Raw genomic sequence first — 15,987 nt, forward strand, 5'->3', positions numbered from 1 at the left:
GCCAAGGATCACGGTTCACCGGTCGGTCCCCGCTAGTTCAGAAGTCGGGATTCGTTCAGGAGAGGAACTGCCGACCAGCCTCGACCCGGACCCGGCGTCACCTTCGGACCCGGCGTCACCTTCGGACCCGGGCGCCGCGGCGGGCGACTCGGTCCTTTGCTTCTGCCAGGGCCACTGGCCGGTGATCTCGAGCTCAAGTGAGAAGCTCAGGAAGGTCCGGATCAACACAATGATGGCAAGCACGCCGACGCTTTCGAAGGTCGGGGTAACGGCGACAGTCCGGATGATGTCGGCCGCGACCAGGAGTTCGAGTCCGAGCAGGATGGAACGGCCCAGCAATTGCCGGTACGATCGGTACGGCGAAAACGGCGCGGCCCCTGCCGGCAGGTTGCTCGGCTGGAAGCCACGCAACGCCATCGGAATCGACACCACGGCGCCGATCACCATCACGGCCACCCCGGCGATGTCCATGAAGCCGCCGACAATTTGGATAATTTCTTTGAAATCCATCGTTTCCTTCACAGTTGAGGCTGCTGAAATCCAGCGCGAATCCAGCGCAGCAGCTCAGGGGTGCCGGACTCCGGCGCCGGCAAGCATCGCCCGGTAACCCTCCCGAAAACTCGGGTAGTGGAACGCGAAGCCGGTACTTCGCAGCAGGTTGTTGCTGCAGCGCTTGTTGCCGCCGCGCGAGGGCTCGCCGCTGCCCTTGTTCGGCTCACCGCTCTGCCCGCCGGTGTCCGACGGCGGCCGGGGAAGTCCCAGCTCGGCGGCCAGGAAACTCAACACCTCGCCTTGCTCGGCCGGTTCATTGTCCACGCCGAGGTACACGGGCCCGGGAAGCGCGTCCATGGTGCACAAATGGACGATCGCGGCAGCGGCGTCGTCGCGGTGGATGCGGTTGGTGAAGCGCGATTCCGCCGGGATGACCGCGGCTCCACTGCGCACCTGATCGATGAGTCGGGTCCGCCCAGGACCGTAGATCCCACCGAGCCGCAGCACCACCGGGGTGATGCCGGTGCCGCGCAGGCGGCGGTAGAGCACTTCCTCCGCCTCGCGGATGATGCGCCCCGAGAAACCGCCGGGTTCCGGCGTTGTGCTTTCGTCGATCCATTCGCCGCCAGCGTCGCCGTAGACGGCTGTCGAGGAGACAAAGAGGACTCGCCGGACCGGGGCGCCGGAGCGCAGGACGGCGTCCACTACGTTCGAAAGCCCGTCGAGGTAAGCGGCACGGTAGGCCGCCTCGGTGGGGGAGTCTGCCGCAATCGCGACGACGACGGCGGTGGTGTCCGCGGGGACGGGCGGCAGGTCGCCGGCGGCCAGGTCAGCCGCAGCACCTTCGATGGCGGCCGGAAGTTTCTCCGGCGATCGCCGCCAGCCCACCACACGGTAACCCGCCGCCGCGAACCGCAGGCCGGCTTCGGTTCCCAGATCGCCGCAACCGGCCATAAGTACGCTCATGGGGCCAGTCTGCCAGCATTTCGGCAGCCCGGCCGCCGAATCCTGGCTAGCGCGCCGGGATCGGGAAGAAGACCCGGGGATCCTGCAGCAGCGCCGGGTAGTCGAAGGCCGAGCGGTCCAGGATCTCGTCGACCTGGAAGTTCCGTGCGAATCGGCCTTCCACGGTGATCGGACGGCCCAGGACCTTGCCTACGGCGAAGGATGCACCGCCGTCGAACGGGATGGCAACGATCGAGTTGCCCGGAAGTGTGTTAAACGCCTCTTCCTGCTGCTGGCGTTTGCGGGTGGGCTTTTTGACGAGCTGCTTCGGCGGAAGCTTGCGTTGTTTCGCGGGTCGGCGGGAGCCGGAGTCGGCGTAAACGAACTGGTACTCATCCTCGTTTGCGGGCGCAGCCTTGGCCCGGCCCGCGGGCGGAAGGCTGACAGTCTCCAGCTTCTGCGGCTCGGTATTACCCAGCGGCAGGCGAAGGACCCACATGCGGTCGCCGGACGGGTCCTCCGGGACCAGCTCAAGCCTGGGTTCGGGCCAGACATACTCCAGGTCATGCTCGGTGTCCGGGAACAGCGGCGCGTAGAACCGAGGGTCCTTGGCGACCAGACGGGAGCGGTGGCTGAGGTGCAGTTCGGGGGCGCCGAGCCATGGCGGCATCGGGATCTTCGAGGCGTAATCGGGGTGTGCAGCCTGCGGTGCGAACTCCATGATCTTCTCGCGTGTGGTGTCCTCGCCGCCGCCCTTCGTCCACTCGTCCACCACTGTCAGGCCGAAGAGGGTAAGCGCCGGAACATATCCCATCCACATCCGGATTGCCGGGTGCGACTGCCAGCCGTACTCCGGAATCACCAGCGCGCGCAGGATCTGCAGCGCTTCAACTCGCTGCTTGCCGAGCCGCTCGCGGTCCAGGGCCGCTGCGCTCTGCTGGAAATCGGGGAAGGGGAGAAAGGTCTGCATCTCTCCAGTTTGAGGCCACGGAGCCAATGCGCCAATTACTGACGGCCGCGGGTGAGCGTGTTCACATTTTGGAACGGGACAGACAGCCGCGGGCGACGGCGCATACAATAGCACAACACATCCCTGCCGCCCGGAAGACGCGCCCATGCCAAAGAAGCTTGCTACTGACTCTGCGGCGCGGCCTGAGGCCGGCCACTTGCCCAAGTATGGACAGATGCTCAGCCCCGAGGCGAACGGGATCCTGGTGTTGGAGGAGTTCACCATCGATCCGGCGGCCGCGCGGACAGAGGAGAACGGATTCCGCGTGGCACTGGCCTCCGTGGCACTGACCATGCGCCGCATCCTCGCGTTCCGCCTATTTATCGCCGTGGTGGCGATCGCCAACTTTCCCTTGTTCCTGCTCTCCAGCGGCTGGGAGATCTACATCGTCTCGCTCGTTCTGGTGGTGGCAGTCCACGCGGCGGTGACCTGGCTGAACCGTCACGAGCCTAAGATCCGCCAGCGTGGACTGCTGGAGCTGCACCTCAAGCGCGAAAAGAGCGACAACTACCGCAAAGTCCGGGACGCCGTGAAGTACGTTATCGATGCCCCGGTCCGGATGAATGAGGGCCTCTACCTTGAGCTGCTCGCCGCCAAGCGGGTGGCGCTGCATCTCGCCATGGGCACCGTGGCGCTGCTGGATACCAGCGACGACACGGCCTGGAAAGTCCGGATTGTTCGCGAAATTCCGCGGGCCGGCTAGGCCGGCAGCTGCAGCGCCTGGCCCGGTAACACCAGGTCAGGGTCGCCGATGCTGGCTGAGTTGGCATCGGCCAAGGCCTGCCAACCGCCGGCCAGGTGGAACTGTTCCGCGGTTTTGCTCAAGGTGTCGCCGCTTTGGATGGTGTAGCTTTCGCCGCTGAGCGGGACCACCGCAACGTGGCGTGCCGCCGGGGCAGGGGCCGCTATCTGCCTCAGCCCAGCACGGTCGCCAGATACGGCGCCGTCCGGCTCGCCGGGGACTGTGCGACCACGGCGGGCGTCCCGACGGCGACGATCGTGCCCCCGGCATCGCCGCCGGCCGGGCCCAGGTCGATCACCCAGTCCGCCGCGGCCACCACGTCCATCTCGTGCTCGACCACAATGACCGTGTTGCCGGCGTCGACCAACCGGTGCAGCTGGGCCATCAGGAGCTCGACGTCGGCCGGGTGCAGTCCCGTGGTGGGCTCATCCAGCAGGTAGAGCGAATGGCCGCGCTGGGCACGCTGCAGTTCGGTGGCGAGCTTGATGCGCTGGGCTTCGCCGCCGGAGAGTTCGGTGGCCGGCTGGCCCAACCTGAGGTAGCCCAGGCCCACTTCGCGCAGGGTCTGCAGGCTGCGGGCGGCGGCAGGGACCGTCGCCAGGAATTCGGCCGCAGCGTTAACTGTCATACCAAGCACCTCGGCGACGTTTTTGCCGCGGTAGGTGACCTCCAGGGTTTCCGGGTTGTAGCGCGAGCCGTCGCATACCGGGCACGGTCCGTAGCTGCCGGGCAGGAATACCAGTTCGACCGCGACAAAGCCCTCGCCCTGGCAGGTTTCGCAGCGTCCGCCCGCGACGTTGAAGGAGAAACGGCCGGCCCCGAAGCCGCGGGCGCGGGCCTCGTCGGTGGCCGCAAACTCCTTCCGGACGGCGTCGAACAGTCCGGTGTACGTCGCGAGGTTGGACCGCGGTGTGCGGCCGATAGGCTTCTGGTCGACTTTTACCAGCCGGTCCAACTGGTCCAGTCCGGAAACGGGGCCAACGCTGAGTTCGCCGGCTGGCTCGCCGGCTTCGGATTCCAGGTCGTCGGGTGCCGGTGCAGCGTCTGCATCGCCAGGATGCAGGTGGGCGTGGACCACCTCGGCGAGGACATGGCTGACCAGCGTCGATTTGCCGGAGCCGGAGACGCCGGTCACCGCGGTGAGTACGCCCAGCGGGAAATCGGCGTCGAGTCCGCGCAGGTTGTGGCGGCTGATGTCGCGCAGTTCGAGCCAACCGGCAGCTTCCCGGCGGGAACGGCCGTCGTCCGTGGTGTTCTGTGCCTCGTCCGGGAACAGATAGGGCCGGGTCACGGAGGCATCCACCCCGGCAAGCCCGGCGACCGGGCCGCTGTAGAGCACCTCGCCGCCGCCTTCACCGGCGCGCGGGCCGACGTCCACCAGCCAGTCGGCGCGCCGGACGACGTCCATGTTGTGTTCCACCACAAAAACGGAGTTGCCGGAGGACTTGAGCAGGTCCAGGACAGCCAGCAGCGGCTCGGCGTCGGCAGGGTGCAGGCCGGCGGAGGGCTCATCCAGCACGTAGATCACGCCGAAGAGCCCGGAGCGGAGCTGGGTGGCGATCCGGAGGCGCTGCATTTCCCCGGGCGAGAGGGTGGGTGTGGCCCGGCCCAAGGCCAAGTAGCCCAAGCCGAGGTCCAACAGCACACTCACCCGCTGCAGCAGGTCCCGGGTGATGGCGACCGCCACCTCATTGTCCTCCCCGGAACTCAGCCTGCGCGAGGCGGTTCCGGCGGACTTCAGCTCAGCGGTGGGGCGAATGATCTCGGCCAGCTCCGTCATGGGCACGCCGTTGAGTTCAGCGATGGTGCGGCCGGCGAACGTCACGGCCAGGGCGGCCGGGGTCAGGCCGCTGCCGCCGCAGACCGGGCACGGTCCGGTGTCCATAAAGCGCAGCACCCGATCCCGCATGGTGCTGCTTTTGGTATCGGCCAGGGTGTGCAGCACGTAGCTCTTTGCGCTCCAGAAGCGTCCCTTGTAGGGCTTAGCCACCCGGTCGCGCTGCGGCGTGACTTCCACAACGGGCTGTTCCTCGGTGAAAAGGATCCAGTCGCGGTCCTTTTTGGACAGCTTGCGCCAGGGCGTATCGACGTCGTAGCCCAGGTGCGTGAGGATGTCGCGCAGGTTCTTGCCCTGCCATGCCCCGGGCCAGGCGGCGATCGCACCGTCGCGGATGCTCAGCGAGGTGTCCGGCACCAGGGAGGATTCGGTAACGGTGTAGGCGACACCCAGGCCGTGGCATTTCGGGCAGGCCCCGGCGGCGGTGTTGGGGGAGAACGCGTCCGAGTCGAGGGGGCTGGCGCCGTCTGGGTAGCTGCCGGCGCGGGAGAAGAGCATCCGCAGCGAATTGGACAGGGTGGTGACAGTGCCCACCGTTGAGCGGGAGCTGGGCGTACCGCGTCGCTGCTGCAGCGCCACGGCGGGCGGCAGGCCCGTGATCATTTCCACTTTCGGGTTGTGGCCCTGCTGGATGAGCCGCCGGGCGTAGGGGGCCACGGACTCGAAGTACCGTCGCTGGGCCTCGGCGTAAATGGTGCCGAAGGCCAGGGAGGACTTGCCGGAGCCGGAGACGCCGGTGAACGCGACGATTGCATCGCGCGGCACATCCACGTCCACGTTCCGAAGGTTGTTCTCGCGGGCGCCGCGCACACGAACAAAGCCATCGGAGGAATCGTCGGGACCCAGCCCTGACATCACCGCGCCGGACACATTGGAAGCATGCTGATCAGTGTGCATCTTATCGACTCTATCGGTCCATGCAGTCTGCGGGCATATCCTTACCCAATGGAAACTTACGACGGCGTGCCCGCCACCGAGGGCGCTACCCCGGACAGCCCGCTGGTACCTGCCCCCGAGGTCCACGATTTCGCCGAGGTTCCGCAGGAAGTGTACGGCCCACTGCCGGTGGCGGAACTCCACCTGCACATCGAAGGCACCCTCGAGCCCGAACTGATCTTCGCCCTCGCGGAACGCAACGGAATCCAGCTGCCGTATGCGGATCTGGACGAGCTGCGGTCCCGCTACGAGTTCACGGACCTGCAGTCATTCCTGGATCTCTACTACGCCAACATGGCCGTACTGCAGACCGAGCAGGACTTTGCCGACATGACCCGGGCCTACCTGACCCGGGCGGCGCTCGCCGGCGTCCGGCACGCCGAGATTATGCTGGATCCGCAGGCGCACCTGGCCCGCGGGGTGGCCCTGGCGACCTGCGTTAGCGGCGTGGTGTCGGTGCTGGCGACCTCCCGCGAGGAGTTCGGGATCTCCACCCTGCTGATCGCCGCGTTCCTGCGCGACCTCGCCGAAGACTCCGCGCTGGAGGTGCTGGAGGAGTTGCTCGCCATGGAAGCGCCGATTGTGGGCATCGGACTCGACTCGGCCGAGGTGGGTAATCCGCCGGCCAAGTTCCAGCGGCTGTTCGCCCGGGCCAAGGACGCCGGGCTGCGCCGGATCGCGCATGCCGGCGAGGAGGGCCCGCCGTCGTACATCACGGACGCGCTGGACCTCCTGGACGCGGAACGGATCGACCACGGCATCCGCTGCATGGAGGACCCCGAACTGGTGGAGCGGCTGGTGCAGGAGCTCACACCGCTGACGGTATGTCCGCTCTCCAACGTCCGGCTGCGCGCCGTGGACACCCTGAAGCAGCACCCGCTGCCGGCTATGCTCGCGGCGGGTCTGAACGTGAGTGTGAACTCGGATGATCCGGCGTACTTCGGCGGCCATGTGGATGACAACTTCGCGCAGCTCAAGTCGGTGATCGGCCTTTCCGAGTTCGACTGCGTGCGGATGGCAGCGAACTCTATCCGTTCCTCGTTCGCGAGCGAGGAACGCAAGATGGAGCTGCTGGCCGAACTGGCAGCGTCGGGGCACTGACGCCCCGCCGCCCCGGCACTTTTTGGGTGCCCGAAGCGGCGGCGTGACGGCGCTTCGGCCTATGCGGGCGTGACGGCCTATTCCGGCACGGCGGCCTACCCGGGCGTGCCGGCCCGGGAGAGGATACGCCGCAGGAGGGTTGCGGTGAGCCAGGTGACGGCGCTGCAGACCGCGGCGCCCCAGGCAATGTCGGTCAAGGCCACAAGGACCGGGAAGTCCTTGAGGACGGCGAGCGCGGTCAGCGCCCACGTTGCGTAGCTGAAGAATCCGAACAGCGCGGCTCCCAGCACCCGCTGCCGCAGCGTCGCGGCCCGGTGGTTGGGCCGGACGCCGTAGTGCACAATCCCGGCGACGTAGACCAGGTAGAACACAACGGCGCCGGCCAGATTGACGCTGGGGGCCAGCAGGTCGCCGATCTGGCTCTCGTACTGTCGATTCGCCACGATGGTGATCCACGCAACGTCGATGACGGCGAAGATGACAGCGGTGACTGCGTAGGACAGCAGCCAATTCCTGGTTCGAACGTTCATGCCTGGCTCCTGGGTTCGGCGTAGAGGTTGTCCACGATGTGGTGGGCGCGGGCGGTGAACGCGGCGCGCTTGAGTTTCATCGTGGGGGTCACGATGCCGTTGGCTTCGCTGAGGTCCGCGAGCAGCAACACAAACCGGCGGACCTGCTCGGAGCGCGCGATTTTGGCGTTGGCGGAGCTGACCGCCTTGCCAATCGCGGTGAGGAGCCGAACGTCGTCGATCTGGACGGCGCCGCCGTCGTCCGGAATCCGCAGGCCGGCCAGATCGGCGATGCCCTCGCGCTCCGCCCACGCAGCGACGGACTCCGGATCCAGCAGCACAAGGCCGCCGAGGAAGGGTTTGCCTTCTCCCACCATGACGGCGTGTGCCACCAGGGGGTCGCCCTCGACGTAGCCTTCCCAAATTGCGGGGGAGATGGTCTTGCCGCCGGCAGTGACAATAACGTCCTTTATCCGGCCCTTGAGGGTGAGCCGTCCCAGCTCGTCGAGTTCGCCGAGGTCGCCGGTGCGGAAAAACCCGTCCTCGAACGCGTCAGCGTTGTCGGCCGGCCTGCGGTAGCCGGCGAAGACCCCGACTCCGTGGGCGAGTACCTCGCCCTGGTCCGAGAGGCGCACGGTTGTGCCGGGCATCGGGACTCCCACCGACCCGGCCCGGATCGAGCCGGGCATATTCCCGGTCAGCGGGGCGGTTGTTTCGGTAAGGCCGTAGCCCTCGATGACCGGCAGGCCGAGGCCCCGGAAGAACAGGGACAACTCGGCGTCGAGCGCGGCGGCGCCGGAGAGCAGGTAGTCCAGGCGTCCGCCCATCAGCGTCCGGAGCCGGGCGTAGAACAGGCGATCGAAGAGCGCATGCCGGATGCGCAGGCCGCCGGCGGGCCTGACGGTCGGGTCGGCGTCGCGGGCTTCAGCCAGCCGGCCCCAAGCCACTGCCGTGCTCTGCGCAGACGCCCACACCCGGCCCAGATGCTTCTGCGCGGCGGCGGCCGCGGCAGACGCCTGGATCTTCTGCAAGACGCGGGGGACCACCACCAGGAAGGTAGGCTGCAGTGCGCCGAGGGCGGGCACAACGTCCCGGGGGTCCGCGAGGTGCGCAATACGCATGCCGTTGGCAAGGCAGGTCAGCTGCAGTCCGCGTGCTAACACGTGGGCCATGGGCAGGAAGATAATGGTGTTGCCGCCCTCCCGGACCACCCCGGTGTAGGCGGCGGCCACGTTGAGCACCTGCCCCACGAAGTTGCCGTGGGTGATCAGGGCGCCCTTGGGCGCGGCGGTGGTGCCGGAGGTATAGACGATGGTCGCGACCGAGTCGAGGTCTGCCAGCAGGCGCCGTTCCTCCACCGCGTCGTCGGTGATGCCGGCGCCGCGGGCCACGAGTTCGGCCAGGTCCGGCCCCGGGCCGGCATCCATCGTCCAGACCCCCAGGCACGGTATCCCGGACTGTGCAAACCCTTGCTCCAGCAAGAGGGCATGCTCAGCGGTGCCGGCTATCGCCAGCCGGACGTCGGCGTCGGCGAGGATGGCAGTCACCTGGGGAGCGGCCGAGGTCTCGTAGACGGGGACCACGACGGCGCCCGCGAACCACGCTGCCATGTCGGCCAGTGCCCACTCATATCGGGTGGGGGACATAATGGCGAGTGATTCGCCCGGCTGCAGACCGGCGGCGATGAGGCCCTTGGCGAGGGCCCGGACCTCGTCAACGAATTGCCGGGTGGTCACCTGCCGCCACGGTGCGGTGACGTCGGCGTGCGCGGCGCGTACTTCGAAGGCGATGTGCTCCGGGGCGGTCCGGAACCGTTGCAGGAGCAGTTCCGTGGCGTTTCGATGGCCGGAGGCCTGGACCAGCAGCGGGGTGGTGAACTCGCTCATCGGGCGTCCTTTTCGGAAAGTGCGTGTAAATGGTGGCGCATCATGCCCTGCGCGACGTGCAGGAAGTCCGCGATGACGGTCTGGTTTGCGGCAGGCAACAGCCGGAGGTGCTCGTTGGAGGCAATCATCAGGGGCTGCATCAGGCCCGTAATTGCTGTGAACGACGCTGGAGTGGGGCGGACGTGGACCCGGCGGCGGTCCTCAGTACTGCGGTGCCGGGCCACGTAGCCGCGGGACTCCAACCGGCTAACGATCGCCGTGGTGGTTGCAGGGGTTGTTCCCAGTTGCTCGGCGAGCTGGCCCACCGTAACCTGCCCCGAGATTTCCAGTGCCGAGAGCGCACGGAAGTCGGTGAGGTTCAGCCCCATGCCGCGGGCGATTTCACGTTCGGTCTCGTTGGCGAGCGTGAACAGGCTCTGCAGGGCCAAGGTGGCCGGGTGCTGCTTTGACGCGGTCATGTCCACTCCTGACGTTCCGGATCCTGTGACGAGTCAATCTTATTTGATCATCAAATAAGATTGACTAAACCTGCTGATGCCCGGCGGAACACCTCCGGGGCGGCGCGGCAGTGTCCCGCCCCGCGTGTGAAAGGAATTCCTCGTGAAGGATTCAGTCCGAAAGTCGCTTATTGTCCTCCCCGTGATCGTGCTGCTGGCGGCACTCATCGCCGTGGCCGGCAGCCAGGGTGGAGCCACCGTGGGCGCGATCCCCGCCTTCGCCATGGCGGTGGGGGCGGCGTTCCTCATCCAGTGGCTGGTGTTTATTCCCTCTTTTAAAGCCCAGACCGAGAAGTTCTACGACCTGACCGGCTCCCTGACCTACATTGCCATCACACTGTTGCTGGTCCTGCTCACGCCGGGGATCGACGCGCGGGCCCTGCTGCTGGCAGCCATGGTCCTCGTCTGGGCCCTGCGGCTGGGCAGTTTCCTGTTCCGCCGCATCAGCAAGGCCGGCAAGGATGACCGCTTCGACGAGATTAAGCCGTCCTTTGTGCGGTTCCTGAATGTGTGGACGATTCAGGGACTCTGGGTGGTCTTCACCGCCGCAGCGGCGTGGGTGGCCATCACGTCAGCTACCCGCGTGGCGCTCGATTGGTTCGCGCTGATTGGCTTCGTGCTGTGGGCCGTCGGGTTTGCCATCGAGGCCGTGGCGGACCTGCAGAAGAGCCGCTTTAACGCTGATGCCGCCAACAAGGGCCACTTCATCTCCACCGGGCTGTGGTCGAAGTCCCGCCACCCGAACTACTTCGGCGAGATCCTGCTGTGGATCGGCGTCGCGGTCATCGCCGCGCCGGCGCTGGAAGGCTGGCAGTGGGTGGCCCTGATCTCGCCGGTGTTTGTTATCCTGCTGCTCACCCGGGTCAGCGGCGTGCCGCTCCTGGAACAGAAGTCCGACAAGAAGTGGGGCGGCCAGGCCGACTACGAGGCGTACAAGAAGAACACCCCCGTCCTGATCCCCAAGCTTTAGCAGCGCGGCGGGGTCGCTGAGGGCCGGACGCGGACTCCGGCGCCGGCCCCGAGAGGCCTGCGCTGGGTTTGCTACTGACGGGTACCGGTGGTTCGGCCCTCGCGGACCCCCGTTGAGGCTGTCATAGTGGGTCACGACACACAGAGTTAACCGTTGCTACTCGCGGAAACGCATCCATCCTTGGCAAAATGCAGATGGATCAATTGCTTCTAGAGGAGACCCATGGGCGCGAACACTGCCGAAAACACCACCCGCCGGCTGAAGGCCGTACTGGACGTCCTGGCCGAGGGCGTGTGGACAGATGAGAAACTGAACGCCGGGTCAGTCCTGGGCGAGGCAATCGCCCGCGTCCCGCTCAACGAGTTCGAGCGTGAACTGCTCAGCGGCGGCATCCCCCGCGGTCACAAGACGCTGACCACAGCTACTGCCAAGCTGGTCAAGGCCGGCTGGCTGGTCAAGGGCCGTTCGGGCTGGACGATCACCGAGGACGGCCAGCGCGCCACCGTCGCTTTCGCCGACCCGGCAGCCTTCGCCGCAGCGCTCGACGCCGGAACCCCTGTTCCCGCCGACACCCCGCTGCCTACGGCGCCCGCCGTCATGCCCGCGAAGGCCGCTCCGAAGGCCGCTCCGAAGGTTGCCAGGGTGGCGGAAAAGGCAGCCAAGCTTGTCGAGGATGCCGTCGCCCCCGTCGCCAAGGCGGTCCGCAAGCGTAAAACCGCCGTCAAGGCACCTGCTGAAGCGGCGGACGCCGCCCCGGCCACTGCCCCGGCTGCCGCTTCGCCGGCTGCTGAGTCCGTGGCCCCCGCCGCCAGCGTCGGCGCCGTCGAGCAGCCGGACGCAGTGGCAGTTGCCGGCGACTTCAACATCCTGCTGGGCGCCCCGGCCAACTGGGCCCCGCAATACGACGAATCCCAAATGGAGCTGGATCTCGTTGATCAGCTCTGGAAGCTCGCGGCGCAACTCCCGGCCGGCTCCTACAGCTTCAAGATCGCCCTCAACCGCTCCTGGACCGAGAATTTCGGCGCCTTCGGTGCGTTCGATGGCGCCAACCACGAGGTGCACCACTCCGGCGGCCAGCTGGTGATCCACTACGACCACAGGACCCACGACATCGTCCTGCCGTAGCGGCCGACCAGCCTTCCCCGCGGCATTCCCCGCGACACGCAAAAGACCCCTCGACGCCGGAATCCGGTGGGCGAGGGGTCTTTTGCGTGTCCTGGGTGCCGGCCCGAAGCTAAAGCGGGCCGGGATCCGGAATCGGCAGCGGGCCGGGTGCGGGGTAGGGGCCGGGTTCCGGGGAAGGGAACGGCCCGGGCTCGGGCGGGAACGGGTCGCCGGGGTGCGGCTCGGGCGTGGTGGGACCCGGCTCCGGCGGAAACGGGTCGCCGGGGTGCGGCTCGGGCGTGGTGGGACCCGGCTCCGGCGGAAACGGCTCAGGTTCTTGCGGCGGCGGAATGCTCATCTCTGGCTCCCTCACTCATCGAACGGATGGTGCCTGGGCTGACTGGTTCAGCAGATACTGGGTTGCGCCTGCTGTTTCGCCAACGTCTGATTATCGGCCAATGGGTGGGAGCTGGGAAGACCCGGCCGGCCTACTTTTGCGCGGCGATGGCGTTGTCCCGGTCCTCGAAGACCTCCTCGCCGGGCCCGGAGAAGGCCCGGGAGCGTTCGATGGCTTCGACGGAACCGGTAAACAGCTGGGAATCGCGCGGGTCCCCGTGGGTGCGGGCCTGCTCGTCGGCCGCGGCAACCTTAGCCTCGCCCTTGGTACCCGGCTTCGCCGCCGGGCGGGCAGCCGGCATGGTTTCCAGCCTGACGTGGGGGAGGGCCGAGGGATGTCCCTTTTGCAGGAAGAGCACCATTTCTTCCCGGATGAGGCAGCGCAGGTCAAACAACGCGGCACTGTCCGCGGCGCTGACCAGGATGCGGACCCGGACAAAGCCCTTGGTGGCGTCGGTGATCTGCAGGACCCCCACACGCTTGTCCCAAAGATCCGTCTCGGCCAGCACGGCTTTTAGTTCCGCGCGCATGGCCTCCAAGGGGGCATGCCAGTCGAGGTCCAACTCCACGGTGCCCATCACCTCGGACTGGCGGCGGGTCCAGTTCTCAAAAGGTGTGGTGGTGAAGTGCACTGACGGGAGGATCATACGACGGTCGTCCCAGATGTGAACCACCACGTAGGTCAGGGTGATTTCCTCGATTCGGCCCCATTCCTTCTCAACCACCACCACATCGCCCACCCGGATCGCATCCGTGAAGGCCAGCTGGACACCGGCGAAGACGTTGATCAGCGAGGTTTGCGCCGCGAGGCCAGCCACAATCGAGATCACACCGGCCGAGGCCAGGATGCCGGCGCCCAGGGCCTGGACCGCCGGAAAGGTCAGCATGGCGCTGCCTACCGCCAGCACCACAATCAGGGCCACGGCAATCCGCCGGGCCAGGATCATTTGGGTCTGCAGCCGCCGGGCCCGCCGGTTATCAGATTTGTCCACACTGTAGCGGTGCAGTACCAGGGTCTCCACGATCAGCAGCAAGGCGATAGCGAGCCAGGCGATGGAGCCGATCAGTGCGATCAGCAGCAGATGGTCCACCGGCGTGCGCCAGCCACCGCCCTGCGTGGTGAAGGCCAGCGCGACCTTAACGCCGATCAGCACCAGCACTATCCGCAGCGGGGCCCGGGCCACCCGGGACGTCTCCTGCAGCTCGTGCCGTCCGCGGTTAATCCGGAGCACTACCTTTCGAATCAGCCAGGACAGGAAATACCCGGCGGCAATGCCGCAGGCGACGGCAAAATAGGGCACGGCTTCACTTAAGACTTCTTCCATATGTTTAAGCTCTAGCAAGCTTTGACGGGCAATTGAAATCGGCGCCGTGTCAACGTGGGTAGCGTCACGGCCGGCTGTGGCGGCCGGTACGGGCCCAAAGCCCCTACCGCCTGCGCCGCAACGTTCGAGAATGGTTCCAACACGTCGTCTCCCAGGGGGGTGTGATGAGTCGAACTGTGTACACCGCGCGCGCCGCAACCGCGGACTTCAGCTTGGGCTTGAGCTTGCTGCTGCTGACGTCCTGCGGTGCTCCGGCCGCCTCTCCGGCCGCCTCGGCGAGCCCGGGCAGCACAACGGCGCCCGTCCCGCCGCCGGCCGCCACAGCCGTCCCGCCGCCCGTAACAACGCCTGCAACATCGCAGCCCGGGACGCCGGCGTCGGGCTGGAGGACATTCACAACAGCGGGCCGGGAGCTGTCCTTCGACTATCCCGCCGGCTGGACGGTCAAAGACCCGGGCGGAGCACTGTCCGGCGATTTTGTCGACGTGATGAACGCCGGTGGCAAACAGATGGCGGGTCTGCGGACCAACATTGCCACCGGGGCGGAATGCACCGATAAGTCCGCATACCGGATCTTCGACTCCCAGCCGATGGTGGCGCTCGCCGAACCCGGAGCCGCCGACGCCGGAGCGCCGCGCTATGTGTTCGAGTCCCGGGGTGAGGACACGCAGGCGCTGGCAACCCGGTCCACAATCGCCGCCTACGGCATCACCATGGTTCCCGAAGAGTCCGGTGCTACGGCGTGCCCGATGTTCCACCTGTTCCTGTGGCCGCCGAGCGGCGCCTTCTTCGGCGGGACGTACAGTCCGGAGCTGAACCAGACGCCCGGGGACCCCGCGCTGCCGTATCTGGAGAAGGCGAAGCTGTACGCGTCCACACTGGAATACCAGGACATCCGGACCATGATCACCTCCCTCCGGCCGGCGGACGGGATTGCCGGAAGCGCGGGTAAGTAGCGCGCTGGTGAAGCCACAGCCCTCAGCGGGCCGCCGTCGGGGGACGGACCGGGGGCCGGTGCCGCGACCCGGCACGCAATGCGGTGCGGACGTTGACCTTCGAGGTGTAGGAGATGGAACCGTACTGGAAGAGCCGCACGGCCACACGGAGCATCACTGCCGCGCCCAGATACAGGATTACGATCACGATGCCGGCCTCAAGCAGGCTCAGGGAGCCGAAGCCGTTGCGCAGCAGGGCGGTGACCGGTGCGGAAAACGGGAAAAAGGTGAAGATCTGCACAATCGGGGATTGTGGATCGGAGACCACTAGGGCCACGGCGTAGAACGGCACAAAGATCAGCGCCATCATCGCGCCCATAAAATTTCCGGCTTCCTTGGCCGTTGGCATCACGGCGCCGATGGCCACCAGGGTGGTGGTGAACAGGGCGAAGCCGCCGGCCAGGATCAGCAGGCCAACTGTCATCCGGACCGGGTCCAGGATCAGCGGGGGCAGGTTCAGCGCGGCCAGGCTGAGCTCCTCGGGGAAGAACAACCGGGCGATCACGATCGGTGACAGGAACACCAGCATCTGCACCAGGCCAATCGCGAAGAGCGCGATCACCTTGCCCGCGATGAGCGTCGTCGGTTTGAGGGTGGTCAGGATCATTTCGGTGACGCGGTTCTCCTTCTCCTCCAGCGTGGAGTTGAGCATCTGCCCGGCCAGCAGCACGATCAGCCCGTAGAAAACCACCAGGAAGATCAGTGGTGGAATCACCGAGCCCAACCCGCCGGATTCCTTGGCGCCGCTGTAAGTGACGGTTTCGATCTGGAGTTTTCCGGTGGCGAGCACTGACAGTTGCGGCGCGCCGATCTTCTGTTCGACGGCGCGGGCCAGGATGGCCTGCGCGACGGCGGCGTACTTGCCGTTCTCGAATATCCCCTTGTCCACACCGTAGGCGCGCACGGCGGTCGATTCGGGGCGGGCCGGGTAGTCGAAGTACGCGTCGACAGCGCCGGACTGCACGGCCCGGATTCCGGCGTCGGGGGAGTCCGCCGCCGTGGCTCCGAAGATCGCGGCGTCCGCGGCGGTGATAAGGCCCGAGGCGTCCGTGTACGCGATGCTGAACTGGGCGCTCTTCTGGGCCTCGGCGGCGGTATCCGTGGTGGTGTTGCTGAGGAAAACGAGACCGAAGACCACGGCAAGGACCAGGGGGACGGACAAGGTGCCGATCCAAAACCGCCGTTTGGTGACTGTGCGGACGAACTCGAAGCTCAGTACGGTACCGAGATTGTGCTGTGCCAC

Annotated in this window: 14 protein-coding genes and 1 pseudogene; 5 read left to right on the top strand and 10 right to left on the bottom strand. The window is 66.8% G+C overall.

Going from position 1 to position 15,987, the window contains the following annotated elements:
- Positions 1 to 153: 153 nt before the first annotated feature.
- The 3 genes and pseudogenes from QI450_RS02125 to QI450_RS02135 form a co-directional block, all read right to left on the bottom strand.
- Positions 154 to 510: pseudogene (locus tag QI450_RS02125) on the bottom strand (DUF1622 domain-containing protein); the annotation flags it as partial.
- 54 nt (positions 511 to 564) lie between these two features.
- Positions 565 to 1,458 carry an SDR family oxidoreductase gene (locus tag QI450_RS02130; protein ID WP_226776028.1) on the bottom strand — a complete coding sequence of 298 codons (894 nt, stop codon included), beginning with the start codon at positions 1,456 to 1,458 and terminating at the stop codon, positions 565 to 567.
- A 46-nt stretch (positions 1,459 to 1,504) separates the two neighbouring features.
- The gene (locus tag QI450_RS02135) at positions 1,505 to 2,407 is read right to left on the bottom strand and encodes an MSMEG_6728 family protein (RefSeq protein ID WP_226776027.1); all 903 of its coding nucleotides are present in this window, start codon (positions 2,405 to 2,407) and stop codon (positions 1,505 to 1,507) included.
- Positions 2,408 to 2,621: 214 nt separating this feature from the next.
- On the opposite strand from QI450_RS02135, the gene QI450_RS02140 reads away from it, so the two are divergent.
- The gene (locus tag QI450_RS02140; RefSeq protein WP_226776032.1) at positions 2,622 to 3,149 is read left to right on the top strand and encodes a hypothetical protein; all 528 of its coding nucleotides are present in this window, start codon (positions 2,622 to 2,624) and stop codon (positions 3,147 to 3,149) included.
- Here QI450_RS02140 and QI450_RS02145 read toward each other — a convergent pair.
- Together QI450_RS02145 and uvrA are read right to left on the bottom strand one after the other, a co-directional pair.
- On the bottom strand, positions 3,146 to 3,319 hold the full coding sequence (locus QI450_RS02145; RefSeq protein ID WP_226776026.1) for a LysM peptidoglycan-binding domain-containing protein: 174 nt from the start codon (positions 3,317 to 3,319) through the stop codon (positions 3,146 to 3,148). The genes QI450_RS02140 and QI450_RS02145 overlap by 4 nt on opposite strands.
- Before the next feature lie 41 nt (positions 3,320 to 3,360).
- A complete protein-coding gene (uvrA, locus tag QI450_RS02150; RefSeq protein WP_226776031.1) occupies positions 3,361 to 5,880 on the bottom strand; it encodes an excinuclease ABC subunit UvrA in 2,520 nt (839 codons plus the stop codon).
- A gap of 90 nt (positions 5,881 to 5,970) precedes the next feature.
- Here uvrA and QI450_RS02155 point away from each other — a divergent pair, with 90 nt between their 5' ends.
- Complete coding sequence (locus QI450_RS02155) at positions 5,971 to 7,062, top strand: adenosine deaminase (protein WP_226776025.1); 1,092 nt, start codon at positions 5,971 to 5,973, stop codon at positions 7,060 to 7,062.
- Between the two features lie 95 nt (positions 7,063 to 7,157).
- On the opposite strand, the gene QI450_RS02160 is transcribed toward QI450_RS02155, so the two are convergent.
- The 3 genes from QI450_RS02160 to QI450_RS02170 are packed head-to-tail and all read right to left on the bottom strand — an operon-like array spanning position 7,158 to position 9,915.
- On the bottom strand, positions 7,158 to 7,592 hold the full coding sequence (locus QI450_RS02160; RefSeq protein WP_226776024.1) for a DUF2177 family protein: 435 nt from the start codon (positions 7,590 to 7,592) through the stop codon (positions 7,158 to 7,160).
- Positions 7,589 to 9,457 (bottom strand): AMP-dependent synthetase/ligase, encoded by a 1,869-nt coding sequence (locus tag QI450_RS02165; protein WP_226776023.1) that lies wholly within the window; start codon positions 9,455 to 9,457, stop codon positions 7,589 to 7,591. Before QI450_RS02165 ends, QI450_RS02160 begins: the two co-directional genes overlap by 4 nt.
- On the bottom strand, positions 9,454 to 9,915 hold the full coding sequence (locus QI450_RS02170; RefSeq protein WP_226776022.1) for a MarR family transcriptional regulator: 462 nt from the start codon (positions 9,913 to 9,915) through the stop codon (positions 9,454 to 9,456). The genes QI450_RS02165 and QI450_RS02170 overlap by 4 nt, the downstream gene beginning before the upstream one ends.
- 142 nt (positions 9,916 to 10,057) lie before the next feature.
- Here QI450_RS02170 and QI450_RS02175 point away from each other — a divergent pair, with 142 nt between their 5' ends.
- On the top strand, positions 10,058 to 10,924 hold the full coding sequence (locus QI450_RS02175; protein ID WP_226776021.1) for a DUF1295 domain-containing protein: 867 nt from the start codon (positions 10,058 to 10,060) through the stop codon (positions 10,922 to 10,924).
- 222 nt (positions 10,925 to 11,146) lie between these two features.
- Positions 11,147 to 12,049, top strand: coding sequence for a glycosidase (locus QI450_RS02180; RefSeq protein ID WP_282468086.1), 903 nt, complete (start codon positions 11,147 to 11,149; stop codon positions 12,047 to 12,049).
- 467 nt (positions 12,050 to 12,516) lie between these two features.
- On the opposite strand, the gene QI450_RS02185 is transcribed toward QI450_RS02180, so the two are convergent.
- On the bottom strand, positions 12,517 to 13,749 hold the full coding sequence (locus tag QI450_RS02185; RefSeq protein ID WP_226774104.1) for a mechanosensitive ion channel family protein: 1,233 nt from the start codon (positions 13,747 to 13,749) through the stop codon (positions 12,517 to 12,519).
- Between the two features lie 164 nt (positions 13,750 to 13,913).
- Between QI450_RS02185 and QI450_RS02190 the strand changes: the two genes are divergently transcribed.
- Positions 13,914 to 14,705 carry a hypothetical protein gene (locus tag QI450_RS02190; RefSeq protein ID WP_226774103.1) on the top strand — a complete coding sequence of 264 codons (792 nt, stop codon included), beginning with the start codon at positions 13,914 to 13,916 and terminating at the stop codon, positions 14,703 to 14,705.
- A 22-nt stretch (positions 14,706 to 14,727) separates the two neighbouring features.
- Here QI450_RS02190 and QI450_RS02195 read toward each other — a convergent pair whose 3' ends face one another.
- A complete protein-coding gene (locus QI450_RS02195) occupies positions 14,728 to 15,987 on the bottom strand; it encodes an ABC transporter permease (RefSeq protein ID WP_226774102.1) in 1,260 nt (419 codons plus the stop codon).

Origin of the sequence: Arthrobacter sp. EM1 (assembly GCF_029964055.1) — a bacterium.
Taxonomy (GTDB): domain Bacteria; phylum Actinomycetota; class Actinomycetes; order Actinomycetales; family Micrococcaceae; genus Arthrobacter.

Coding starts and splice junctions, on each gene's coding strand:
- QI450_RS02180 (WP_282468086.1), top strand. CDS start 11,147: ATGGGCGCGAACACTGCCGAAAACACCACCCGCCGGCTGAAGGCCGTA.
- QI450_RS02140 (WP_226776032.1), top strand. CDS start 2,622: ATGCTCAGCCCCGAGGCGAACGGGATCCTGGTGTTGGAGGAGTTCACC.
- QI450_RS02155 (WP_226776025.1), top strand. CDS start 5,971: ATGGAAACTTACGACGGCGTGCCCGCCACCGAGGGCGCTACCCCGGAC.
- uvrA (WP_226776031.1), bottom strand. CDS start 5,880: ATGTCAGGGCTGGGTCCCGACGATTCCTCCGATGGCTTTGTTCGTGTG.
- QI450_RS02130 (WP_226776028.1), bottom strand. CDS start 1,458: ATGAGCGTACTTATGGCCGGTTGCGGCGATCTGGGAACCGAAGCCGGC.
- QI450_RS02170 (WP_226776022.1), bottom strand. CDS start 9,915: ATGACCGCGTCAAAGCAGCACCCGGCCACCTTGGCCCTGCAGAGCCTG.
- QI450_RS02185 (WP_226774104.1), bottom strand. CDS start 13,749: ATGGAAGAAGTCTTAAGTGAAGCCGTGCCCTATTTTGCCGTCGCCTGC.
- QI450_RS02160 (WP_226776024.1), bottom strand. CDS start 7,592: ATGAACGTTCGAACCAGGAATTGGCTGCTGTCCTACGCAGTCACCGCT.
- QI450_RS02165 (WP_226776023.1), bottom strand. CDS start 9,457: ATGAGCGAGTTCACCACCCCGCTGCTGGTCCAGGCCTCCGGCCATCGA.
- QI450_RS02190 (WP_226774103.1), top strand. CDS start 13,914: ATGAGTCGAACTGTGTACACCGCGCGCGCCGCAACCGCGGACTTCAGC.
- QI450_RS02135 (WP_226776027.1), bottom strand. CDS start 2,407: ATGCAGACCTTTCTCCCCTTCCCCGATTTCCAGCAGAGCGCAGCGGCC.